General features: G+C 63.0%; 23 protein-coding genes and 2 tRNA genes. 16 read left to right on the forward strand and 9 right to left on the reverse strand.

Annotation, left to right across the window (positions count from 1 at the left end; translation table 11 throughout):
* The first annotated feature begins 244 nt into the window (after positions 1-244).
* The 5 genes from OB916_RS03975 to OB916_RS03995 all read left to right on the forward strand — a co-directional run bounded on the left by OB916_RS03975 (position 245) and on the right by OB916_RS03995 (position 6,022).
* Positions 245-1,690: an extracellular solute-binding protein gene (locus tag OB916_RS03975; RefSeq protein ID WP_315907986.1), complete on the forward strand. Its 1,446-nt coding sequence runs from the start codon at positions 245-247 to the stop codon at positions 1,688-1,690.
* Positions 1,691-1,746: 56 nt separating this feature from the next.
* Complete coding sequence (locus OB916_RS03980) at positions 1,747-2,685, forward strand: carbohydrate ABC transporter permease (protein ID WP_315908133.1); 939 nt, start codon at positions 1,747-1,749, stop codon at positions 2,683-2,685.
* Positions 2,682-3,653 (forward strand): carbohydrate ABC transporter permease, encoded by a 972-nt coding sequence (locus OB916_RS03985; RefSeq protein WP_315907987.1) that lies wholly within the window; start codon positions 2,682-2,684, stop codon positions 3,651-3,653. Before OB916_RS03980 ends, OB916_RS03985 begins: the two co-directional genes overlap by 4 nt.
* 6 nt (positions 3,654-3,659) lie before the next feature.
* Positions 3,660-4,787, forward strand: coding sequence for an ABC transporter ATP-binding protein (locus OB916_RS03990; protein WP_315907988.1), 1,128 nt, complete (start codon positions 3,660-3,662; stop codon positions 4,785-4,787).
* Between the two features lie 179 nt (positions 4,788-4,966).
* Complete coding sequence (locus tag OB916_RS03995; RefSeq protein WP_315907989.1) at positions 4,967-6,022, forward strand: TrmB family transcriptional regulator; 1,056 nt, start codon at positions 4,967-4,969, stop codon at positions 6,020-6,022.
* 24 nt (positions 6,023-6,046) lie between these two features.
* On the opposite strand, the gene OB916_RS04000 is transcribed toward OB916_RS03995, so the two are convergent.
* Both OB916_RS04000 and OB916_RS04005 read right to left on the reverse strand, forming a co-directional pair.
* Positions 6,047-7,891, reverse strand: coding sequence for a S9 family peptidase (locus OB916_RS04000; RefSeq protein WP_315907990.1), 1,845 nt, complete (start codon positions 7,889-7,891; stop codon positions 6,047-6,049).
* 76 nt (positions 7,892-7,967) lie between these two features.
* Positions 7,968-9,629 (reverse strand): alpha-amylase family protein, encoded by a 1,662-nt coding sequence (locus OB916_RS04005; protein WP_315907991.1) that lies wholly within the window; start codon positions 9,627-9,629, stop codon positions 7,968-7,970.
* Between the two features lie 234 nt (positions 9,630-9,863).
* Here OB916_RS04005 and OB916_RS04010 point away from each other — a divergent pair, with 234 nt between their 5' ends.
* The 3 genes from OB916_RS04010 to OB916_RS04020 all read left to right on the forward strand — a co-directional run bounded on the left by OB916_RS04010 (position 9,864) and on the right by OB916_RS04020 (position 10,907).
* Entirely contained in the window at positions 9,864-10,337 is a 474-nt protein-coding gene (locus OB916_RS04010) for a ferritin-like domain-containing protein (protein WP_315907992.1), read from the forward strand.
* Positions 10,334-10,765 carry a metal-dependent transcriptional regulator gene (locus tag OB916_RS04015; protein ID WP_315907993.1) on the forward strand — a complete coding sequence of 144 codons (432 nt, stop codon included), beginning with the start codon at positions 10,334-10,336 and terminating at the stop codon, positions 10,763-10,765. Before OB916_RS04010 ends, OB916_RS04015 begins: the two co-directional genes overlap by 4 nt.
* 69 nt (positions 10,766-10,834) lie before the next feature.
* Positions 10,835-10,907: transfer RNA gene (locus tag OB916_RS04020), tRNA-Gln, on the forward strand.
* A gap of 176 nt (positions 10,908-11,083) precedes the next feature.
* On the opposite strand, the gene OB916_RS04025 is transcribed toward OB916_RS04020, so the two are convergent.
* On the reverse strand, positions 11,084-11,431 hold the full coding sequence (locus tag OB916_RS04025) for an SHOCT domain-containing protein (protein ID WP_315907994.1): 348 nt from the start codon (positions 11,429-11,431) through the stop codon (positions 11,084-11,086).
* A gap of 484 nt (positions 11,432-11,915) precedes the next feature.
* Positions 11,916-11,988, reverse strand: a tRNA-Arg gene (locus OB916_RS04030).
* An 85-nt stretch (positions 11,989-12,073) separates the two neighbouring features.
* Here OB916_RS04030 and OB916_RS04035 point away from each other — a divergent pair.
* Complete coding sequence (locus OB916_RS04035) at positions 12,074-13,147, forward strand: S1C family serine protease (protein ID WP_315907995.1); 1,074 nt, start codon at positions 12,074-12,076, stop codon at positions 13,145-13,147.
* 24 nt (positions 13,148-13,171) lie between these two features.
* On the opposite strand, the gene mptA is transcribed toward OB916_RS04035, so the two are convergent.
* Positions 13,172-14,104: a GTP cyclohydrolase MptA gene (mptA, locus tag OB916_RS04040; RefSeq protein WP_315907996.1), complete on the reverse strand. Its 933-nt coding sequence runs from the start codon at positions 14,102-14,104 to the stop codon at positions 13,172-13,174.
* 98 nt (positions 14,105-14,202) lie between these two features.
* On the reverse strand, positions 14,203-14,802 hold the full coding sequence (locus OB916_RS04045) for a response regulator transcription factor (RefSeq protein WP_315907997.1): 600 nt from the start codon (positions 14,800-14,802) through the stop codon (positions 14,203-14,205).
* A 219-nt stretch (positions 14,803-15,021) separates the two neighbouring features.
* Between OB916_RS04045 and OB916_RS04050 the strand changes: the two genes are divergently transcribed.
* Positions 15,022-15,573: a peptidylprolyl isomerase gene (locus tag OB916_RS04050; RefSeq protein WP_315907998.1), complete on the forward strand. Its 552-nt coding sequence runs from the start codon at positions 15,022-15,024 to the stop codon at positions 15,571-15,573.
* Positions 15,574-15,723: 150 nt separating this feature from the next.
* On the opposite strand, the gene OB916_RS04055 is transcribed toward OB916_RS04050, so the two are convergent.
* The 3 genes from OB916_RS04055 to OB916_RS04065 form a co-directional block, all read right to left on the reverse strand.
* On the reverse strand, positions 15,724-16,641 hold the full coding sequence (locus tag OB916_RS04055; RefSeq protein WP_315907999.1) for a twin-arginine translocation signal domain-containing protein: 918 nt from the start codon (positions 16,639-16,641) through the stop codon (positions 15,724-15,726).
* Positions 16,642-16,705: 64 nt separating this feature from the next.
* Positions 16,706-17,008, reverse strand: coding sequence for a hypothetical protein (locus OB916_RS04060; protein ID WP_315908000.1), 303 nt, complete (start codon positions 17,006-17,008; stop codon positions 16,706-16,708).
* Positions 17,009-17,063: 55 nt separating this feature from the next.
* Positions 17,064-17,345: a winged helix-turn-helix domain-containing protein gene (locus OB916_RS04065; protein WP_315908001.1), complete on the reverse strand. Its 282-nt coding sequence runs from the start codon at positions 17,343-17,345 to the stop codon at positions 17,064-17,066.
* Between the two features lie 173 nt (positions 17,346-17,518).
* Between OB916_RS04065 and OB916_RS04070 the strand changes: the two genes are divergently transcribed.
* From OB916_RS04070 to OB916_RS04095, 6 genes are all read left to right on the forward strand, one after another.
* Positions 17,519-17,893, forward strand: coding sequence for a translation initiation factor IF-5A (locus OB916_RS04070; protein WP_315908002.1), 375 nt, complete (start codon positions 17,519-17,521; stop codon positions 17,891-17,893).
* The gene (speB, locus tag OB916_RS04075) at positions 17,894-18,706 is read left to right on the forward strand and encodes an agmatinase (RefSeq protein WP_315908003.1); all 813 of its coding nucleotides are present in this window, start codon (positions 17,894-17,896) and stop codon (positions 18,704-18,706) included. It abuts the gene before it with no gap.
* 106 nt (positions 18,707-18,812) lie between these two features.
* Complete coding sequence (locus tag OB916_RS04080) at positions 18,813-19,577, forward strand: hypothetical protein (protein WP_315908004.1); 765 nt, start codon at positions 18,813-18,815, stop codon at positions 19,575-19,577.
* 91 nt (positions 19,578-19,668) lie between these two features.
* A complete protein-coding gene (locus OB916_RS04085) occupies positions 19,669-20,436 on the forward strand; it encodes a Nif3-like dinuclear metal center hexameric protein (RefSeq protein ID WP_315908005.1) in 768 nt (255 codons plus the stop codon).
* A 38-nt stretch (positions 20,437-20,474) separates the two neighbouring features.
* Entirely contained in the window at positions 20,475-21,185 is a 711-nt protein-coding gene (locus tag OB916_RS04090) for a DUF47 domain-containing protein (RefSeq protein WP_315908006.1), read from the forward strand.
* Positions 21,186-21,321: 136 nt separating this feature from the next.
* The gene (locus OB916_RS04095; protein WP_315908007.1) at positions 21,322-21,783 is read left to right on the forward strand and encodes a 30S ribosomal protein S19e; all 462 of its coding nucleotides are present in this window, start codon (positions 21,322-21,324) and stop codon (positions 21,781-21,783) included.
* Positions 21,784-21,907 lie beyond the last annotated feature (124 nt).

The following is a 21,907-nucleotide window of genomic DNA, read 5'->3' on the forward strand; positions in this document are numbered from 1 at the left end:
CTCCGGTAACAGCCGTGTGATGAGTGGCCCCAAGTTCTCGCGTGGCGCGCGCAATGGATCATAACGCATGGCGAACGCGAAATTATATGGTATTGGATGAAAAATGGTTAACTAGCGAGCGTCGTCACGATGAGCGGCCGAACGTTCCCGGGCGCAGTAGCCGTGTCTGTAGCTCTATTTCCCCCTATGTATAATTATGATTGCAAAAATACTATATAGTAGGTACTCAATAACAACACCTGTAATGAACGGTAGTTCAGACAGTGGTGAGCGATCCGGAGTATCGCGGCGACGGTTCATCGAAGCGACTGGCGCGGCAGGCGTCGCAATGACGCTGGCCGGCTGTGGCGGTGGCGACGGCGGTTCGGTCGTGATCACGGCCGATCAGGAGTACAAGGACGCGGAAGACGAAGTCATCGACGCACTGTACGACGCTGGCCTCAGCGAGGACATCGACGTCGAGATCAGAGCAGGTGACTTCGAGTCCGGTCAGCGACAGAGCGAGTTCGTCTCGGCGCTGGACGCCGGGCGGTCGGACCCGGACATCTTCATGATGGACTCGGGGTGGACGATCCCGTTCATCGTCCGCGACCAGCTCGTCAACCTGAGCGAGGAGATGTCTCAGGACACGCTGGATTACGTCCAGAGCGACTACCTGGACTCGGCGGTCCAGACGGCGAGCGACCCCGAGACGGGAGACCTCTACGGGCTCCCGCTGTTCCCGGACTATCCGGTGATGCACTACCGGAAGGACCTCGTCGAAGACGCGGGCTACGATCCCGAGGGTGAGAACTGGTCGACAGAGCCGATGACCTGGCAGCGATTCGCGGAGATCGCCGCCGACGTCTGGGACCAGAACGAGGACGAACTCGATTACGGGTTCACGACCCAGGCAGCCGAATACATCGGGCTGGCCTGCTGTACGTTCAGCGAGACGATGACGTCGTGGGGCGGCGCGTACTTCGGCGATCACAGCAACCTCTTCGGGCCGGTCGGCGACCGGCCGATCACGGTCAACGAGGAGCCGGTCCACAACACGATCCGCATGATGCGGTCGTTCGCCAGGGGTCCGGACGCCGAAAACGCCCACCCGGACTACCCGAAGATCACGAACACGGACATCTTCGAGTTTACCGAAGAAGACGCACGCGCGCCGTTCACGGGCGGAAGTGCCGCCTTCATGCGCAACTGGCCGTACGCAATCTCATCAACGTTCGGTGACGACGAATCCCCCGTCACCCCGGAGATGTACGGGACGATGCCGCTGCCCTACGCCGTCGAAGAGGGCGAGGGCAACCACGAGGGCACCGGCGGTCCGAGCCACGCGCTCGGTGGCTGGCATCTCACGATCAACCCCAACAGCGAACAGCAAGACGACGCTGTCCAGGTCCTCGAGGCCTTCGCCAACGAGGACGTGATGCTGACTATTCTGGAGAACGTCGGCAACCTGCCGCCGGACCCGTCGGTCACCGAGAGTGCGAACCCGGACAACGTCGGCGCGATCGGGGACCACCTCGACACGCTGGCCGTCGCAGGAGAAAACACGGTCGCGCGCCCGGTGACGTCGGTCTACCCCGACCAGGAGCCGATCATCGCCGAAGAGGTCCACGCCGGGTACCGCAACGAGAAGTCCCCCGAGGCAGCCATGTCGGACCTCGCGGACCGTCTCGAAAGTACCGAAGAGAACTAAACCAGGGTGTCTGAACTGTGAGTTCAGAGACGGAAGAGGCGAGCACATCACTGCTCATGCGGCCGCTCAACTGGCTCGAGACCAGGGGTGACGCCCTGTTTGCGTACATCCTGTTAGCCCCCGCGTTCCTCCTGTTGGCGGTCGTCGCGTTCTTCCCGCTGATACAGACGTTCCGGTTCTCGCTGCGGGCGGACGCGATTCGATCCGCCGACCCGTTCGGGGCGTTCGTCGGCTTCGAAAATTACACGAACCTGCTGACCGGCAGTGCGCCCTTGCCACAGCAGTTCATGGACCTGTCCTTCGGGACGCCGATCCTCCAGCAGGCGCTGTTCGTCACGCTCGCGTTCGCGATCATCAGCGTGCTGTTCGAGACGCTGATCGGATTCGGGCAGGCGTTGATCCTGGACAAGGAGTTCTACGGTCGGCGCTGGGTTCGCGTCGCGATCATCATTCCCTACGCGATCCCGATCGTGATCCAGGCGATGATCTTCTACCTGATCTTCAGTCCCCGGATCGGGTTCGGGACGGAGTTCATGCAGTGGCTCGGCGTCTTCGGGTCGAATCCGCTGTCGAACACGACCGATTCGTTCCTCATCGTGCTCGTCGCGGACGTCTGGAAGACCTCGGCGTTCATGGCGCTGCTGATCCTGGCTGGTCTGCAGAGCATCGACCGCCAGCTGTACGACGTCGCGAAGGTCACAGGCGCGTCGCCGTGGCAGCGGTTCAAGTACATCACGATGCCGCTGATCGCGCCGCCGTTGCTGGTCGCGATGCTGTTCCGGACGATGGACGCGATGCGCATCTACGGGCTGATCGACGCGACGGCAGGCTGTCAGACGGTCCCATCGATGAGTTGCCTGGTCATCACGGCGCTCCAGGCAACTCGACGGTGGGCCTCTGCCTCGGCTGTCGCGTTCCTGACGGCCGTCACGATCGGTCTTGTCGTGGTCGTCTATCTGATCGGCTTGCGTGACTCGGAGGCTGGTATGACATGAGCGACGCTGAACCCGAACATCCGGACCTAGCCGCACAGGAGCGTTCCGAAGAGCCCGAACTCGACCGCGGTGTCGTCGAGGCCTGGGCCGCGAAGATGATCTCCAACCCGGACCGCGCCTACAAGTCGCTGTTCTACATTGCGACAATATTCTTCCTGCTGACCACCCTGTATCCGTTCTTCTGGCTGCTCATGGTGGCGATCACTCCGAGCGGCAGCCTCAACGACGTCGGGGTGCTCACGCCGGGTGGATTCAATCCGGAAGCGTTCATCGACATCTTCCAGCTGTTGCCGTTCCACCGGTTCATGTTCAACAGCTTCCTGATCGCGACGGTCTCGACGGTGCTCGTGCTGTTCGTCGCGAGCCTGGCCGGGTACGTGTTCGGTCGGCTCCGGTTCCGCGGGAAAACGCCGCTGTTGCTGACGGTGCTGGTCGTGTCGTTCTTCCCGCCGGCGGCCTTCTTCGTGCCGCTGAACCGGCTGTTCAACCGGAACGTCGACGTGTTGCGTCCGCTGCTGGCGGACGGATCGCTGTTCAACACGCCCTTCGCGATCGTCATCCCGGTGTCGGCGCTGTATCTGCCACTGTCGATCTTCATCCTGATGACGTTCTACGCTCAGATCCCGGACGGGCTCGAGGACGCAGCCAGGGTCGAAGGGACGACCCGCCTCGGCGCGCTCTTCCGGGTGATCGTGCCCCTGTCGGCCCCAGGTGTCGCGACCGCTGGCGTGTTGACGTTCATTACCGTCTACAACGAGTATTTCTTCTCGTCGCTGATGACGGACGGCAGGCCGGAGATGTGGGCCCCGATGCTCGAAGGCGTCCTCGCCTTCCGGGGACAGTACGAGATCCTGTTCAATCTCATGGCAGCTGCGAGCATCGTGGCCGTGTTGCCAGTGGCGATACTGGTCATCGTGGCACAGGAAAAGATCGTCAGCGGACTCACCTCAGGAGCACTCAAGGAGTGATATCGAATGGCATCAGTCACACTAGATAACGTTACGAAGGCGTACGGAGACGAGATCGCAGTCGAGGACATGAATCTCGAAATACGGGACGGCGAGTTCTTGACGCTCGTCGGTCCGTCGGGTTGTGGGAAATCGACTACGATGGAGACGATCGCTGGGCTGACCCAGCCGACAGAGGGATCGGTGTATATCGGCGGACGGGACGTTACCGATCTCCCGCCCAAAGACCGCGGGATCGCGATGGTCTTCCAGAACATCGCGCTGTTCCCGCACATGGACGTCTACGACAACATCTCCTTCGGGCTCCGCCTCCGCAAGTACGATCAAGAGGAGATCGAAAAGCGCGTCGATCGCGCCGCCGAGATCGTCCAGCTCGGAGGAATGATGGATCGGATGCCCGAAGAGATGTCCGGCGGGCAGCGCCAGCGCGTCGCGATCGCTCGTGCGATCGTTCGCCAACCGGACGTGTTCCTGATGGACGAGCCGCTGGCGAACCTGGACGCCGAACTACGCATCCACATGCGCACTCAGCTCCAGCGGTTGCACCGCGAGCTAGACACGACGATCATCTACGTCACCCACGACCAGGCCCAGGCGATGACGATGTCCGACCGCGTTGCGGTCATCGACAACGGCCACTTACAGCAGGTCGATCCGCCGCTGACCTGTTACAACGCGCCGGACAACCTGTTCGTCGCCAGCTTCATCGGGTCACCAGCGATGAACTTCTTCCACGGAGCCGTCACCGACGACGGGTTCGGTTCGGAGTTCATGAACCTCGGGTTCGATCCGGAAGAGATCGGAGCGACACCCGGGAAAGATGCGACGCTCGGGATCCGGCCCGAAGACGTGTATCTGAAGCGCGATCGCGAAGAGGCGACCGTCCCCTCGGAGACGATCAAGGCACACGTAGACGTTCTCGAGCCGATGGGTGACGAAGTGTTCACCTATCTGCTGCTGGAAGAGGACGTCGAAACCAGCGCCGAAGGCCGCGGTGAAGGCCAGTTGCTACTCAGCCTGGATCCCCAGACCGACATCGAAGAGGGCCAGAAAGTCGAGGTCGTCTTCGACCGTCACGAGGCCCACCTCTTCGACTCGGCATCCGAAGAGGCGATCGCGCACAGCCTCGCCTGACAGCAGCTATCGTGGGTAGCCGCCGTGGCGACCGCCAGTTCAGTGGTCGCCCGGTAAATCCACACTTTCACGACGCAACGGGCAGCAGAAGAGAGACCATATCTATCCCCCTTTGGAATGCCACGAGCAGAGCCGTTGGACTGCACCGTAGCGATACAGAATCCGATCGTGATCGACGTGTGAACGTATCAGAACTCGAAGCCACGCTCGAGACAGCGGGGTTCTCGCCGTACCAGGCCAGCGCGTACGTCGCGCTGCTGGAGCTGGGAGCGGCGACAGTGCCGGAAATCGCCGAGAAAAGCGGCGTTCCGGACTCCCGGCTGTACGACGTGTTGCGCACACTCGAATCAGAGGGGTACGTCGAGGTCTACGAACAGGAGTCGCTACGAGCACGGATACACGACCACGAGAAACTGCAAGCGCGACTCCGTGAACGGGCTGGACGGTTTTCCGACGCACGCAAAGAGATCGAGCGGCGCTGGGAGGAGCCGCCGGTCGAGGAGACCGTCGTGAACGCGGTCACGCGCTTCGAGACGGTGCTCGAAAGCGCGGCCGACGCGATTGAGGCGTCCGACACGCAGGTGGAACTCGCAGTGAGTCCCGAACAGTATCGGACGCTTCGGCCGGCATTACAGACCGCTTCGGAGAACGGAACGAGCATCTACCTCGCGATATCGACCCCCGACGGCGAGGCACTGCCGGATCCGGAGTCAGTCGCGGCCGTTTGCACGGAGGCGCGTCACCGGGAACTGCCGTCGCCGTTCGTGGCGATCGTGGACCGATCGAAGGTGTACTTCGCCCCGCATACCGGATCGGCTAACGAGTACGGGCTGATCGTCGACGATCGGACGCACGCATACGTTTTCCACTGGTTTTTCCTGACGAGCCAGTGGGCCGTCTGGGAGCCGATCGGTGCTGGCGAGCGGGCGAGCACGGACTACCTCGACATTCGGTACCTCGTCCGCGATCTCGTGCCGCTGCTCGAAGACGGCAAAACGGTCCGCGTGCACGTCGACGGTGCCGACACCGAATCCGGTCAGCAGCGGACAGTCGAAGGAATCGTCCGTAACGTCGTTCACAGCGGTGCCGGGGGCACTGGCTCCGGATCAGCCGCGCGGAACGGTCGCGTCACGCTCGAACTCGAGACTAACTCCGGCACGGTCGAAGTCGGCGGTTGGGGGGCACTGGTCGAAGACGTCGAAGCACACCGGCTCCGGGTAGAGTCGGTGACGTGACGTCAAGGGCCCGAATCGGGTGTGCTAGAGTCGGCGATCGAGATAGTCGCCGAGGATCTCGAACGCCCGGATCTTCTGCTGGATGTCGGTTGATCCGTGTCCCTCCTCGCCGAGTTCGTGATACTCGAAGTCCGTCCCGTCTTCCCAGCCCCGCTCCTCAAGAGCATCGCGAAAACGACGGGCCTGCCCGATGGGACAGCGCGGGTCGTTGGCACCGTGGATGATACAGATAGGGCGCTCTATCGCGTCGACGTGTTCGATGGGGCTGCGCTCGCGCCACAGTTCGTAGTTCTCTTCGGGGTCACCCATCTGCATCCGGAGCTGGTGCTGGAAGTGGGGCATGTCTTCCTCATAGAGCCTGTGGAGATCAGTGATGCCGATCCAGGCGATTCCGGTCGTCCACAAGGCCGGGTACTGGGTGAGCTGGCAGTATACGCTGTAGCCGCCGTACGAGCCGCCAAACACAGCCACGCGGTCGGCGTCGATCCACTGGCGGTTCATCAGCCAGCGGCCACCCTCAGCGATGTCAGCCTGTTCGTCGCCACCCCAGTCACCGTGGATTGCGCGCTTGAACTCGCGACCGCGACCGGTCGAGCCGCGGTAGTTCGGTCGAAGGACAGCGTATCCCTGGGAGACGAGAAACTGCGTGTAGACGTCGAATTGACGCTGTGTCTGAGCATGCGGGCCGCCGTGGGGGAAGACGACGGCCGGGATATCCGCCTTATCGTCGCCCCGGGCCGTCCCGTCGCGAGGATCGTACAGTAACGCTCCGATCGTGTACATCTCGCTTTCCGGAGTGGCGCCCGGACTCTCGTAGGTGACGTACTCCGCATCGACGAACACGTCCGGGTCGACCGAACCGTACTCGGCATCGAGCAGAACCCGGTAGTCGTCGGCGTCGAGGTCGTACGCCAGCAGACGCTTGCGTTCGGCTGGCGTCGAATGACCGAACACGACTGTCGATGCGTCAGCGAAGACCGAGCCGCCAGCGACGTGGAACGACACGGCCCCCTCGGGAAGATCGAGCTCCCGGCCGTCAAGCGTTTCCAGATCGTAGACAACCGGGACGACAGCAGCCCCGCGCGTCCGAGTCGTGAGTGCCCGCTGACCGTTGAGACCGACCGCGACGCCACTCTCTTCGGCCTCGTGTGGCCCGAGCCACGTCACACTCTCGGTCGCCAGATCGTATACCCCCACCCTGCGACGGTCCTCAGTGTCGTCGCTGACGAGCAGTCGGTTTCCGCCGGGAAGCCAGTCGTGAAGCTGTGTCTCAGAACCCTCTGTACCGACCGCGATCGTCCGCGGATCGCTGCCATCCGCGGTCGCCACGTAGACGTCAGTGTTCTCGAGTTGTCGAGATTCGTTTGTGACGTAGGCAATCCGGTCGCCGGACGGCGAGAACTGCGCGCCCCTGATCGGCTGGTCGTAGTCGGTCAGCTGTATCGTTCGGTCACTCTCCCTGTCGTGGCGGTACAGGTTCAACTGCTTCCCTTCGTCGCTCCCGAACAGTATCGCGTCATCCGCGACATCGAACAGCAATCCCTGCCCGTCGACCGCCAGCACTTCCTCGACGTCGCCATCGAGCGAGATCGTGTAGAGGTCGTTCTGCTCGTTGCCGGCCTCGTCACGGTGAAAGAGTATCTCGTCGCCGGACGCGCCCCACCGGATCCACCACCGGGCGTCACGTGGCACGTTCTCGTTGCTGATCTGCCTTCGTTCGCCGCTCGCCCGGTCGAGCACGTAAAGCTCGTTGCGACCCGTCTCGTCGTAATATAACGCGACACGCGAACCGTCGGGCGAGATGGTCGGATGATAAAACTCCGGCAGGCCGGCCACGTCTTCGAGCGGGACTGTCGGGTCAGAAGACATGAGAGAGTGTTGTCACACCTCACATGTAAAAATCAGGGTGGCGGTCGATCTACGAGGACCGTCCGCTATCGGTCGATCAGGGCGCGCCGACCGGCACGCGCTCGCCGCGTTTGTCTCCGCGAACCCAGACGTAGTCACACGAGTCGAGGGAGAACGTGATCTCCCCGTCCGCGATCTCGTAGTCGCCGGGGCCGACGACGTCGAACGCGGCGTCAGCGGGCACTTCGAAGGGGACCGAAACGTCACGGTACTCGGTCGCACTGTTGTGCGCGGCCATCAGGACCGTGTTGCGATGGTCCATCCGGTGGACGAACACCTCCCTGGGGTCGACGTCGACGATGTGGTAGTCGCCGTGGCCGATCTCGGTGCACATCGTCCGGGCGTCGATCAGCCGTTTGATCCGTTCGAGCAGCGAGTCCGAGTCGTTCAACTGATCGGCCACGTTGACCTGTTCGTACCCGTACTCGTCGTTGTCGACGACGGGATTGTAGCACTCGTCGGGATCGGCCGTCGAGAAGCCGCCGTTGTCGTTTGCCGACCACTGCATCGGCGTGCGAACGGATTCGCGCTCGGGTAGCGAGAGGTCTGACCCCATGCCGATCTCGTCGCCCGACAACAGGACCGGTGTCCCCCGGATCGAGAACATGAGGCTGTGGGCCATCGCGATGCGGTCGTGGTCGTGGGCGTACAGATCAGCCAGCCGGAGACGGTGCCCTCGACCGAAGATCCAGGAGTCGCCCTCGTCGTCGCCGAAGAACTCCCGGGCGTGTTCGAACGACTCGTGGGGGAGTTTGAGCAGGTTGAACTCGTCGTGGTTGCGCAGGAAGTTCGCCCACTGGCCGACTCCCGAGATGTCCGGCAGGATCTCGTTCGAGCGATAGAGCGGCCACATGTCTTTGATCGCGACGGCGTAGACGAGGTGCTGGTTCGTCACGAAGTCAAAAAGCATGTCGAACCCCTCGCCGCCGGCGAAGTATTCGCCGAGCTGGTCGGGCTGGTCGTCAGCCTCCGCGAGCAGGATCGCGTCGTCTTTCTCCTCGCGGACGACCCGTTTCATCTCCTCGAAGATCCCCATGCCCTCTTCGACCGAGATCGCGTTGTGGCCTTTCGGGTGCATCATGGGATGGGCGGCGTCGATGCGGAAGCCGTCGACGCCGACGTCCAGCCAGAACCGGAGGACGTCGTGGATCTCCTCCCGGACGGCCGGGTTCGAGATGTTGAGATCCGGCTGGTGGTGATAGAACTGATGGTAGTACCACTTCTCGGCGACCTCGTCGTAGCTCCAGACGCCGTCCTCCCGGTCGGGGAAGATGTTCGGATGTGAGTAGGCTTCCTCGGGATGTTCCGTCCAGAGGTAGTAGTCGTGGTATTTCGAGTAGGGGTCCCGACGCGCGCGCTGGAACCACTCGTGGTCGGTCGAGGTGTGGTTGAACACCATGTCGGTCAGGACGCGGATCCCGCGGTCGTGGGCGCGATCGACGAACTCGCGAACGTCGCCGAGTGATCCGAGCCGCGAGTCCACGCTGTAATAATCGGCGACGTCGTAGCCGTTGTCCCGCAACGGGCTCGGGAAGAACGGCCGCACCCACAGACAGTCGACGCCCAGCCCCTCCAGATAGCCCAGCCGGTCGATCAGCCCCTGGAAGTCGCCCCAGCCGTCGCCGTCGCTGTCGTTGAACGTCTTCACGTCCACCGAATAGATGACCGCGTCCTCGTGCCAGTCTGTGGTTCGAGTCATATATCCCTAGATCGATCGCCATGGTCTAAATAGTATTGATTTACAACAGTAGTTGTATTACCATGGTGGGGGTGATAATCGGTAGTCTGACAGATGTGAGGCAGCCGCGATTGCCTCCTCCGGGCGGGAGCGATCCGGTCGCAGGTCCATCGCCAGGAGGGAACGGCTTAAGGTCGCGCCACTCCGAGCCACGGGTATGAGTGTACGTGTCGACCCGACGGGGGTGGCAGACCCGTGAGCGTCGGCGAGTCTCTCGATTCGGACCATCAGCTCGCACGGTTGCTACAGATCGGGATCGTCCTGGAGGAGGTTGTCGAAGCGCGGGCGTCAAAACACGTCGAGGCAGTGGTAGGCGAGACGGCAGTCGCCGAGTACATGCAGGCGGCGGCCGAGGAGTCGGCCCGTCATCGGGATAAGCTCGAAGACCTGATCGCGGATCTGGACGTGGAAACGGTGCCGTTCGAGCAGATCAAGCGGCTGGTCGAGGCGACCTACGAGGCCGACAGCGACTTCGACGACGTGCTGTACGACCAGCTGTGCAACGAGGAGACGGCCTACAAGTTCTACGAGGACCTGATCGCGGCGATCGAGGCAAGCGAGACGGAGTTTACAGTCAGTCGCGATCGGCTGCTCTCGGTACTCGAAGAGATCCGCGAGGAGGAAGCCGAGGGTGTCGAAGCAGTGACCCGGCTCATGGAGGAACAATGAACACGGCAGACCAGTACCTCAAGGCGATCTATCTGATCCAGCAGGTCGAGGACGGGCCCGCCTCGACAGGTTCGATCGCCGACCGGCTGGACGTCAGTCCCGCGAGCGCCAACGAGATGGTCGGCAAGCTCGAATCTCAGGGGTTGCTCGAACACGAGAAGTACAAGGGCGTGGACCTGACCGACGAGGGGATCCGGCAGGCCCGGGACGCGCTGGAGACGTACTGTATCATCGAGCGGTTCCTCCTGCAAGTGCTAGAAGTCGAGGATTTCCGAGCCGAGGCCCGAACGCTGGAGAGCGTGATCGACGAGACCGTCGCCGAGCGACTCGACACGATCGTCGACCGAAACGAGGACTGCCCGGACTGTTTCGATCCCGAGAGCGACGTCTGTGAGTGTCTCGAACCGGAGATCGAAGTTCCGGAGTGATCGTGGGCGGGGGACACGAGAAAAGAAGATATAATTCCCTTCCAGCACATACGGTCGAACGCGCGTTGCAGTCCCGTGGTGTAGTGGCCAATCATAGAGGCCTTTGGAGCCTCTGACGGCGGTTCGAATCCGCCCGGGACTACTTTTGCGACGAACGGACGTGAGGAGCAAATAGCCGACGGTGGATTCGAAGCAGACGGCGCGAGGATTCGTGCCGTCGAGGTTCGAATCCGCCCGGGACGCCCGTCCATGGCCAGCAAGCAATACTGATCAACAAGCAGGCACGGCGATGTGCCGGGTCGGGCCGCCGAGTGGCCACTACTCCCGTCGCAGCCGCTCGCGTCGCTTTTCGAACTCCTCGTCGGAGATCTCGCCTCGCGCGTAGGCGATGCGGAGTTCTTCGAGTGCACCGTCGTCGTTCGCGGTATCGGATTGTCGGGCCGAACGAAACAGGAGGGCGACGAGTCCAGCGACGCCAGCCAGGACGAGGAGCCACACCAGACCCCAGAGCCATCCGGCGCCACCCCACATCCACGCATCGCCCATGTGACTGCTCCCCCACATTCCGACGGCGGGCATCAGGAGCGCCATCGCGAAGAACGGCACGAGCAGGACGGCAGCGACGAGAATGAGGACGGTAACGAACGTCTGGTCATTCGAGGACATATAACATATTTCGACTGGAGAGGGTATAAAACACCCAGTCGAGTGATAGTGATTACTGTAACGATTTACCGGTACGACCGCACTACTTTGTGCGGTCGACCCGGAACAGACGTACAGTAATCACTATGAGTCTGTCAAACCTGAAATCCTCTCTCCAGTCGGGATTACCCTGTGGATTGGGAAGCGAGCCGCCGGCTCGACCGGGATCGACTCGGCACGTGCAATGAGAAAGCCTCAGGATACTCGGAAACGTATCTGGTGAGACAGAACGCATCCCGCCGACAGACACGGAGACAGCGGCGTTCGACCCGGATTGGGGCCGCGTCAAGCGGATCGGCAAGGGGCCGTTCGCTCGTCGCGTCCACTCCTCGCAGCACGGGCGTGGCGGGATTCGAACTACGCCCGAGAACCTGCGCTTCGCGCAGAACCCCGGTCTACTGCGAACTCCGGGCCCGTTCGCTCGTCGCGTCCGCTCCTCGCAGCACGGGCGTGGCGGGATTCGAACCCGCGATCGAGAGGTTAGGAACCTCTCGCCCTGTCCGCTAGGCCACACGCCCTCGTAGAGTGATCTGCGGTGACGCGAAAAAATGCTTGCGCTCTCCGGCCCGAGGCTTTATCCACGCCACGTCCTGAACACAGCGTATGACCGACGAGACCACGCGACGGGGATTCCTCGGCTCGCTCGCAACCGGAGCGGGGATCGCGCTCGCGGGGTGCGCGACCGCTCCCGCGAGCGATTCGAACGAACCACGAGGGAACGTCACGAAACTCGACCCGCTGGCGACGCCGGACGACCGGGGCAACCCATCACGATTCACGGAGGTCTACCGGGCTGTCAGAGACTCGGTCGCGGAGGTCCGCGTCCGGACGGGCGCGAGCGTCGGCCGCGGCACCGGCTGGATCTACGATACCGAGGGCCGTCTGGTGACCAACGAACACGTCACCAGAGGTGCCACGGAGGTGTTCGTCCGGTTTCGGACGGGCGACTGGCGACCAGCACGAGTCCACGCGGAAGACGTTTACAGCGACCTTGCCGTCCTCGTTCCCGAAGACCTGCCCGAATCGTCGTCTGCACTCCCGCTCAGAAAGCAGGATCCGCCGATCGGCGAGGAGGTACTGGCCATCGGCAACCCCTTCGGGTTCTCCGGGTCGGTCTCTTCGGGCATCGTCAGCGGCCTCGATCGCTCGCTCCCCGCCGCGGGCGGCAGCCAGTTCTCCATCCCGGACGCGATCCAGACTGATGCCCCGGTCAACCCCGGAAACAGCGGCGGTCCGCTGGTCGACCTCCAGGGGAGCGTCGTCGGCGTGATCAACTCCGGCGGCGGCGACAACATCGGATTCGCCATCTCGGGGGCGCTCGTCTCGCGGGTCGTTCCGGCACTGATCGAGAACGGCGAGTACAGCCACTCGTATGTGGGCATCACGCTCGGACCAGTCACGCCGGAGATCGCCGAGCGAGTCGGTCTCGAACAGGCAAGTGGCGTCTACGTCGCCGAAGCGATCGAAGGAGAGCCCGCTGACGGCGTCCTGGAAAGCGGCGACGTCATCAAGCGAATGGGTGGTCAACCGATCCCGACTGAACAGGCGCTGTCGACGTTTCTCGCCCTCCAGACGAGTCCTGGCGACACGATCGAGATCGAAGTCATCCGCGACGGCCGTCGAGAGACCGTCTCGCTCACGCTCGGCGAACGGCCAGCACCACAACTCCCGAATTAATCGCTCGAGGGAGTGTCGCGTGGATCACTCGCCGCCGTCGACTTCACCTTTCAGGTCCTCGAAGGTCGCGACGCGTTCGGCGTGGGCGTTGTGCTGGTGTATCGACTCGTCGTTTGACTGTCTCATCCGGATGATAGCGTCGTCGTCGAGGTCGGGATACTGCTCGACGACGCCCTCGGCCATCGAACGGACACAGTCCTCGACGAACTTGGCGTCGCTGTGTGACTGGAACGTCATGTGGTCTTCGTCCGGGCGCTTGGCCAGGTTGTAGATCCGGGCGCTCATCGACTCGCGAGCGATCTCGATGAGTTCGTTGAGATCGACCGGCGGGTCGCCGTCGGTTTCGACCGTCAGCGTGGCGTGGCCGCGCTGGGAATGTCCCGGCTGCGGAACCTTCTCGAGGAACTCGTCGATGACCTCGTCCTCGACATTAAGGTCGTTTAGCGTCTGTCGGGCACGAGCGACGGACATCCCCTGGCTGCAGGGACAGACCGTCATACCCGTCACACGGGCACCGATCTCCTCGCGAGTTCCGTCCTCGGTTGCAGTCGCGGAGGCGATGATGTCGGCGGTCGACTGCGTCGGTTTGTCGCTTTCTGGCGTCCGCTCGCGTGTGACGTACTCGGCCTCCATGCGCACCTCGGCCTGGGTCGTGTAGTCGTGTTTCTTCAGCAGTCGCTCGGCAGCCTCGCCACAGACGTTCTCGACCCGGTAGACCTCCTCGGCGACGGCGGCCTCCAGCGTCTCGTCGATAACCTCCATGTTCCGTGACATGTCGGCCCCCTTCCGCCAAGACGGCAGATCGACGAACACCTTGAACTCGGCCATCAAAACGATCGGACGCTTTTCCTCACGCCCGAGTTTGACGAGTTTTTCGACGCCGGTGACGCCGACCCGATTCAATCCGACTGTAACGTCTGGGCTCGTCGCCTGGACGTCCGGAAGCTGCTCGCTCATTCGAGCCACCCTAGGGAAGAGCCGACGTTAGTGCTTTCGGAAGTGACACTGTTTTATAGAAAGCGAGGCGAAAGCTCACGGCTTTGGCCGGTGGTAGCTCAATCGATCACTTCGTCCGGAAGGGGTGGATTTGGATTCAGCTCGCGAAACATCGCGGCGAACGCGTCGTCGTTGAACTCCGAGAGCGTCTCGTCGAGTCGTTCACGAACTGCTTCGCGCCGTTCGGTGAGTTCGACGTACTCCTCGCTGTTTTCCAGCTCCGACTGGCTCTTGTTGGCCTGCAGCGTCGCGAGTTTGCTCGTCAGCGAGTAGAACTCCTGGAACTGAGCGTCGTACTTCGCACAGGTGAGCAGCCGATCGACGGTCTCGAACAGCTCAGAGCGAGACACTGGCTTGGTCAGGTAGTCGTCGAACGGCATCTCGATGATGTCGAAGTCCGGATCGACGGCCGTCACCATCGCGACCCGCGTCTCGATCCCCTTCGAACGCAGGGTCCGGAGCACCTCGTCGCCCGATATCTCCGGCATCCGGCGGTCCAGTAACACGACGTCGATCGTCTCGTCGATCGCATCCAGCGCCCCCTGGCCGCCGTATGCCGTTCGCACCGCATACTTCTCGCGCAACTGTGCGGCGTAGGCGTCAGCGACGTCCGGTTCGTCGTCCACGACGAGAACCGTCTGCGTGTCACTGGGTGGCATTCGAATACGTGAGTGACGTTCGCGGACGAACAAAAGGTTTCCGGACATCGGTTAGTGAAATAACATGAAGCTCGCTGCTGTCGGGCGGTTTTGCTTATTATCGGATAGCACGTCATGGTCATGGATCGACAGCCGACAGTCAACAGTATGCGGATACACGATGTCCGTCGTCCTGATCGCATCGCCACTGTTATGCCGGCCGGCGCGCCAGTGGTTTCTATGAGTTCAGACCTGACTGCGACGCTGCACACGAGCGAAGGCGACATCGAGGTACGGCTGTTCGAAGAGCGTGCTCCGCGGACGGTCGAGAACTTCGTCGGTCTGGCGGAGGGTGCAGACGACTACGAAAACACAGAGATCGCACCCGGGACCGGCGCCTGGGAGGATCCCGAGACCAGCGAGAAGCGGATCGATCCCCTCTACGACGGCGTGGAATTCCATCGCGTGATCGAAGACTTCATGGTCCAGACCGGGGACCCGCTGGGCAACGGCCGCGGCGGTCCCGGCTACACATTCGACGACGAGTTCCACGAGGAGTTGCGCCACGACGGTCCCGGGATCCTCTCGATGGCCAATCGCGGTCCCAACACCAACGGCTCGCAGTTTTTCATCACGCTCGCGGCACAGCCCCACCTCGACGACAAACACCCGGTCTTCGGCGAAGTGATCGACGGGATGGACGTCGTCGAGACCATCGGTTTAGTCGATACCGACATGAACGACAACCCGACGTCACCGATCACCATCGAGAGCGTCGAGATTCACGACTGACGGCTGCTATCGGTCCGTTCCGGTCGATCGAAGGAACGCAGACGAACCGGCAACTCGTTACAGCAGTCCGTTTCATACTGCTGGCTGTGACATTTCGAAGGAATTCGGCACGAAGTACCGGATATCTTCGCGAGCGTACAGCCGGCAGTATCAGTATCCGATTCCGCCGCTGCCGTCGTCCGTCGTCGGTGGTTCTCGGAGTGGCGATCCGTCCGGCCGGAGCACGTACCAGACGCCGGACGCCCCCTGTCCGTTGGCGTCGCCGGGGCTGTCGTCGCCCGCGTAATAGTACAGCGGCCAGCCGTCGGCGGACACCTGCGTGCTTCCGTCCTCGCGTTCGAACGTCGCCAGCGTCGCCGTCACGTCGTCTCCCGCCGACGGATCGCCCTCGACTGTCACCGGAGGCCAGGTGCTGACACAGCCGCCGGTGCAACTGCTCTCGTCTGCCCCTGCGGTGTCGCTTTCGAACATGTACACCGTCATCCCGTCGGGCCCGACCAGAATCTCGCCGAGCGTGTCGTGATCCCGGACCTCGATCGTCGGGGACGTGGCCACCGTCGTCTCAGTAGTCGTCTCGGTGGCCGTCTCAGTAGTCGTCTCAGTGGTCGTCTCCATGCCCTTTGGCGTGCCGTCGGGACCGAGCACGTACCACGCGTCGTTGACGCCTTGCCCGTTGACGTCACCGGGGCTGTCGTCGCCGGCGTAGTAATACAGCGGCCACTCTCCGGCCAGAACTTGCATCGATCCGTCGTCGCGGGTGATCGTCGACAGGCTCGCCGTCACGCTGTCGGCTGCAGACGGACTCTCGTCCACAGTCAGCGGCGGCCACGTGGCTGCACAGCTGTCGTAGCACGTGCTGCCGTCGGCGTCCGCGTCGGGGACGAACATGTACAGAGTCATGCCATCCGGCCCGACTAGGATGTCGCCATGGGTGTCGACTGACCGTACCGAAACGGTCACGTCTTCGTCGGTCGTCGGGTTCGAGCCGTTTCCGTCGCCGCCGAGACAGCCAGCGAGCGCAGCCGTGAGCGTAGCCGTCCCGAGGAACTGTCGTCTCGTCGGTACCATATCGGCATGCACGGACGACTGAGACAAGTACGATTTCCGAATTCAGTCCGAATTTCGTCCGGGATCAGACCAACGTGATCCTCGCGATCGCGACCAGCGCGAGAGTTTCCAGTCCACAGAGCAGTGCCATCCCGACCTGTATCGTCGGCGTGGTCACCGCATACCAGCCGACGAACGCGTCGTCGAGGAAGTACAGGTACAGCCAGATCGCGTTTTCGACCAGCAGGAACGCCGCAAACACCAGATACGCCAGAGTGTGGCTGGCGCCGTGGCGGCGGTAGTTCCGCAGCCAGACGGCGCCCATCGCCCCAACGAGCAGCAGGTTGGCGGCGGCAGCGGCCTGTGCGACGGTCATCCAGATGCCCATCGGTACCTCCTTGATCGGCCCGGAGTATATGTGCTTTCCAAATTCCGTCCCATAATCAATCTTCCTCGACGGTGTCCAGGATCTCCTCGACGGTGTCCCAGTGGGTCCGCACCTGGTCAGTTGGAAGGTACACCGCCCCGTAGTCGTCGCTGGAGGCGGTGACGACGTTGTTGTCTTCGAGCACCCTGAGGTGATGACGGATCGTCGTGTAATCCATGTCCAGGGCGCCGGCGAGCTGATTGGGATTGCGCGGCCGGGAATCGATAGCTCGCAGGAGGCGAGCGCGTGTATCGGCCCCGCGAGAACTCGCCAGCAACTGCCAGAGCACACCCTCCATTCACTCACTCGTTTGCCGGGCCACAATGTAAACGTCCCGCCCGGTCTACCCGACCGATTCGGTGCCGGAACTCCGGGCCGCGCGTCCGACCGGTCCGAAGACGCTCCGATCGGCCCCGCCCGTCCCCAGAGCGTTCCAAACCGTTTATACTGGGCGGGGGGCAACGACGCTACATGGCGAAAGAGCAGACTGAAGTTCGCGAACTCGACGAAGGGAGTTACGTCATGATGGACGAGACGCCGTGCAAGATCACGAGCTACAGTACGGCCAAACCGGGCAAACACGGCAGTGCCAAGGCTCGCATCGAGGGCAAGGGCGTCTTCGACAGCAAGAAGCGATCACTCTCCCAGCCGGTCGACGCGAAAGTGTGGGTCCCGATCATCGAGCGCAAGCAGGGCCAGGTCGTCAACGTTGACGGCGACGAGATCCAGGTGATGGACCTGGAGACTTACGAGACGTTCGTGATGGTCAGCCCCGACGAGGCCGATCTGAGCCCCGACGACGAGATCGAGTTCCTCGAGTACGAAGGCCAGCGCAAGATCGTCTGAATGTCAGGGTTCCCGGGTGCACACGCCGATCGGGCGGACGCCGAGTACGTCGTCGTCGGCGCGCCGCTCGATCGCTCGACGACCTACCAGCCTGGGACGCGGTTCGGCCCACGGCGTATCCGCGCCGTCGCCGAGTCTTTCGAGGATTACGACCATCACACCGGTAGTCGCTTCACTGCCCTCGGCGTCCACGACCACGGCGACGTCCGCCCCGGTGGGGACGTCGAGGAGTATCTGATCTACCTCGAAGGCGTTCTCAGCGACGTCGATCGAGACGGTTCGATCCCCGTGTTGCTCGGCGGCGAACACACTGTCACCGTTGCGGCCGTCCGGGCGCTGGATCCGGACGTGTTCGTCTGTCTGGACGCCCATCTCGACCTCCGCGAGGCGTTCGGCGGCGATCCATACAGCCACTCGACGGTCACTCGTCACGCGCTCGAGGTCGCCGAGGAGGCCATCATCCTCGGCGCGCGTGCGGGCAGCGAACGCGAATGGCAGCGCGCAGCCGAGGCCGACGTGACGGTCGTCCCGCCCGAGGAGGTGTCCGAGTGGAGTCCGGCGTTCGAGCGCGAAGTCTACCTGAGCGTCGACATTGACGCGGCCGATCCCGGATTCGCCCCAGGCACCGGGACGCTCGAACCGTTCGGTCTCGACCCGACCGCGATGCGAGAGGTCGTGCGGGCGGTCGCGCCCCACGCCGTCGGCGCTGACGTCGTCGAGGTCAATGATCAGGACGACGACCAGGCCGCCGTCCTCGGGGCGAAACTCGTCCGTGCGTTCGTTTTCGCACACGCGGACGCGGCTCCGGCGTAGTGCACATGCGGACGACAGATGCCGGCGGAGTCGCCCGGAGGCGCCACCAGCAGTACCCACCCGGACGGACCCATAGCTTTTGATCCCGGCCGTTCTGTGTCCAGGCATGGACCGACTCGCGTCGTGTTATTTTTGCGGGGACGCTGTTGATGCGCAACTCGATGAGTACTCGCTGGTCACGTCAGACCGCGTCGAGACCGGCCGGGATATTGTCCTGTGTCCGTCGTGTCGACAGAAACTCACGACCGTCATCGAGGAAGTACTGGACGCCGCAATCGGAGGCGAGTCGATCGGATCGCCGGCCGAGGTCGACCTCGACGACGATCCCCTGGAAACGCTCGAAGATCCCGACGAGGACGTGACGACCACGAGCGAGGGTGAACAGGCCCGGAGCGGACACGACGAGTCGCCGTCCGCGGAGGACACGTCCACCGACGAGACGTCGGCATCCACGGGGACGGACGACGCGTCCGGTGACACAGGCGATATGTTCGGAGACGCGGACGAGACGTCGGCATCCGATGAGGGACGAGGGAATTCGATCGAGTCGAGCGGCGACGCGAGGAACGGATCGGAGCGCGACGAAGAGGGGCAAGCAACGTCGGACGACGGGGAGTCAGCCGTGACGACGGCCGATTCCGACGGCCGGGCAGACGCTGCCGGGCGCGAGAGTGACGACTTCGAGCGTGCCGAGTACAACAAGGTCGTGCGATTGCTCCAGAATCGGGAGTTCCCCGTCGAAATCGAAGAGATCACGGTCGTCGCACGGAGTGCTTACGGAATCGATCGGGACACGACGCATACGATCCTGGAGGCCCTGATCGATCGAGGGATTCTCGAAGACCGGGGCGACGAACTCGTCCGCGCGTGATCGTCTTCCGAGAAGATTCCTCGATCACGTCCACGAAAATCCGTTCGATCGCGACCGCAACCACTACACTACAGGGTGACGAACGGCGACTATGCGCTGTGATGAGCTCGCCGAACGGCTGGACGAGCGACTGGCAGTCGACGAGTACGCTGACGTCGACGCGAGTGCCAACGGGCTCCAGGTCGGTCCGGCCGATCGAGAGGTCTCCCGGGTCGCCGTCACGGTCGACGCCGCCGTCTCAACGATCGAACAGGCGGTCGACGCCCAGGCCGACCTCATGATCGCCCACCACGGGATCTCGTGGGGCGGGATCGACCGCGTGACCGGGACGGACTACCGGCGACTCGCGCCGTTGATCGAGACCGGGCTGGCACTGTACGCGGCACATCTCCCGCTCGACGGTCACCAGACGCTCGGGAACGCGGCCGGGCTGGCCGACCTGCTGGAGTTGACCGACACCGAGCCGTTCGGCGAACTCGGCCCCGTCCACGTCGGCCAGCGAGGGACTGCCCCCGACGCCTACAGCGTCGACGCACTGCACGATCTGCTGGCGGGCGAACTTGTCCACGGTGGCGAAGGCGTGCAGGTGCTCGAGTTCGGTCCGGCCGAGATCGAGGACATCGCGATCGTCACCGGGAGCGGCGCCGACTGGCTCGAGGAGGCTGCCAAGAGCGGCGCCGACGCGTTTGTCACTGGCGAAGGCAAGCAGAAGGCCTACCACCTCGCGAAAGAACACGGCATCCACGTCTTCCTCGCCGGCCACTACGCGACCGAGACCTTCGGCGTCAAGGCTCTCCAGGATCGCCTCGAAGAGTGGGGCCTGAAGACGACGTTCATCCACGAACCGACCGGGCTCTAGTCGAATACTCTTTAGTGTCGCCCGTCCTGACTTGTCCCATGACCGCGGGCGCCAGCTTCAGCCAGCAACTCGAATCGCACACTGACGCGTACCTCGATTGTTTCAAGGCGTGTATCGATCTCCTGCCGGAGCTGCTCGATCAATACGCCGCGGGCGAGGACTACAGCGCGACCATCGAAGAGATCGAGGACCTCGAAAGCGAGTGCGACGACCGCAATCTGCAGATCGTCGCGCTGATCACCAACGCCGACCCAATTGACATGGGGAAACTCAACACGCGCATCAACTACAACCAGTCGGCGCTGGTCGAGTTCTATCGCACCATCGACGTCGTCGTGAACGTCACCGAGCGGATCGCCCACGAACTCGACATGATGCAACCGCCTCACGACAACGCGTGCTTCGAGGGGCTCCGGGAGATGGCCACCGAAGTCGCGGACACGACGGAACTACTCGAAGAGGTCATCGAGCGGTTCGTCCACGACCTCAGCACCTACGAGGCCTCGGATTCCCTCACCGACGAGATCCAGGGGATCAGAGACATGGAGAGCCGATGTGACGAACTCCGCAACGAGGTAATCACGACGGCGTTCGCCGACGATTCGATCGACCAGCCGCTGATGTACCGCGAGTTTGCGATTCTCTTCGACGAACTCGCCAACCAGATGGAAGATATTACCGAAGAGATCATCATCGTCGCCAGCAACGCACCCGGGATCGTCGCCGAAGAGGGGCCCGAAGATCAGTGACCCGCAGAGAGTCCTGGAGCGGAGTGCGGTCCGCCGCGTCGTGACCGGCACGGTTCGGGGTGGGATCGCTGTCGACGTCGCTGCCCACGGCCCCGAGACGATGTGTTTAAATGACCGACCGCAGTATGAACGCTCAATGACGACACTCTACGATGTCCCCGCGGAGGACCTCATCGAGGCCATCGCGGACCGACTCGCCGAGGACGGCGACGTCGAGGCACCGGACTGGATCGAGTTTACGACCACGGGCGTCGACCGCGAGCTCCCGCCCGAGCAGGACGACTTCTGGCCGCGTCGCGTCGCCAGCCTGCTGCGGAAGGTCGCCGTCGACGGGCCCGTCGGCGTCGGCTCGCTCGCTACCGCCTACGGCAACACCAAGGACGGCTCCAACCGCTATCAGGTCCGGCCCCCGAGCCAGAGCGACGGTTCCCGGAAGATCATCCGCACCGCGCTCCAGCAGCTCGAAGACGCTGGCTACGTCGAGACGGAAGGCAACGACGGCCGCGTGGTCACCGCCGAGGGACGAAAGCTGCTCGATTCGGTCGCCGACGACGTGCTCGAAGAGCTCGATCGGCCCGAACTCGAACGCTACGCCTAATCGACGCGACCGACTGCTTCTCCCGCGCTCGATCGATCTGGTAGCTGTGGCTCCACGCTCGATCGATCTGGTAGCTGTGGCTCCACGCTCGATCGTGCCCGGCGACGATTGGTATGTTCGTCGT

The organism is Halapricum hydrolyticum (assembly GCF_025517535.1).
In the GTDB taxonomy this organism is placed as follows: Archaea; Halobacteriota; Halobacteria; order Halobacteriales; family Haloarculaceae; genus Halapricum; species Halapricum hydrolyticum.

What these genes read in the sequence shown, in the direction of transcription:
- speB (WP_315908003.1), top strand. Translation starts at nt 17,894, where the DNA reads ATGTCAGGGTTCCCGGGTGCACACGCCGATCGGGCGGACGCCGAGTAC.
- OB916_RS04070 (WP_315908002.1), top strand. Translation starts at nt 17,519, where the DNA reads ATGGCGAAAGAGCAGACTGAAGTTCGCGAACTCGACGAAGGGAGTTAC.
- OB916_RS03980 (WP_315908133.1), top strand. Translation starts at nt 1,747, where the DNA reads ATGCGGCCGCTCAACTGGCTCGAGACCAGGGGTGACGCCCTGTTTGCG.
- OB916_RS04000 (WP_315907990.1), bottom strand. Translation starts at nt 7,891, where the DNA reads ATGTCTTCTGACCCGACAGTCCCGCTCGAAGACGTGGCCGGCCTGCCG.
- OB916_RS04015 (WP_315907993.1), top strand. Translation starts at nt 10,334, where the DNA reads ATGAACACGGCAGACCAGTACCTCAAGGCGATCTATCTGATCCAGCAG.
- OB916_RS04050 (WP_315907998.1), top strand. Translation starts at nt 15,022, where the DNA reads ATGAGTTCAGACCTGACTGCGACGCTGCACACGAGCGAAGGCGACATC.
- OB916_RS04025 (WP_315907994.1), bottom strand. Translation starts at nt 11,431, where the DNA reads ATGTCCTCGAATGACCAGACGTTCGTTACCGTCCTCATTCTCGTCGCT.
- OB916_RS04085 (WP_315908005.1), top strand. Translation starts at nt 19,669, where the DNA reads ATGCGCTGTGATGAGCTCGCCGAACGGCTGGACGAGCGACTGGCAGTC.
- OB916_RS04090 (WP_315908006.1), top strand. Translation starts at nt 20,475, where the DNA reads ATGACCGCGGGCGCCAGCTTCAGCCAGCAACTCGAATCGCACACTGAC.
- OB916_RS04005 (WP_315907991.1), bottom strand. Translation starts at nt 9,629, where the DNA reads ATGACTCGAACCACAGACTGGCACGAGGACGCGGTCATCTATTCGGTG.
- OB916_RS03985 (WP_315907987.1), top strand. Translation starts at nt 2,682, where the DNA reads ATGAGCGACGCTGAACCCGAACATCCGGACCTAGCCGCACAGGAGCGT.
- OB916_RS04095 (WP_315908007.1), top strand. Translation starts at nt 21,322, where the DNA reads ATGACGACACTCTACGATGTCCCCGCGGAGGACCTCATCGAGGCCATC.
- OB916_RS04065 (WP_315908001.1), bottom strand. Translation starts at nt 17,345, where the DNA reads ATGGAGGGTGTGCTCTGGCAGTTGCTGGCGAGTTCTCGCGGGGCCGAT.
- OB916_RS04045 (WP_315907997.1), bottom strand. Translation starts at nt 14,802, where the DNA reads ATGCCACCCAGTGACACGCAGACGGTTCTCGTCGTGGACGACGAACCG.
- mptA (WP_315907996.1), bottom strand. Translation starts at nt 14,104, where the DNA reads ATGAGCGAGCAGCTTCCGGACGTCCAGGCGACGAGCCCAGACGTTACA.
- OB916_RS03990 (WP_315907988.1), top strand. Translation starts at nt 3,660, where the DNA reads ATGGCATCAGTCACACTAGATAACGTTACGAAGGCGTACGGAGACGAG.
- OB916_RS04055 (WP_315907999.1), bottom strand. Translation starts at nt 16,641, where the DNA reads ATGGTACCGACGAGACGACAGTTCCTCGGGACGGCTACGCTCACGGCT.
- OB916_RS04080 (WP_315908004.1), top strand. Translation starts at nt 18,813, where the DNA reads ATGGACCGACTCGCGTCGTGTTATTTTTGCGGGGACGCTGTTGATGCG.
- OB916_RS03975 (WP_315907986.1), top strand. Translation starts at nt 245, where the DNA reads ATGAACGGTAGTTCAGACAGTGGTGAGCGATCCGGAGTATCGCGGCGA.
- OB916_RS04060 (WP_315908000.1), bottom strand. Translation starts at nt 17,008, where the DNA reads ATGGGCATCTGGATGACCGTCGCACAGGCCGCTGCCGCCGCCAACCTG.
- OB916_RS04035 (WP_315907995.1), top strand. Translation starts at nt 12,074, where the DNA reads ATGACCGACGAGACCACGCGACGGGGATTCCTCGGCTCGCTCGCAACC.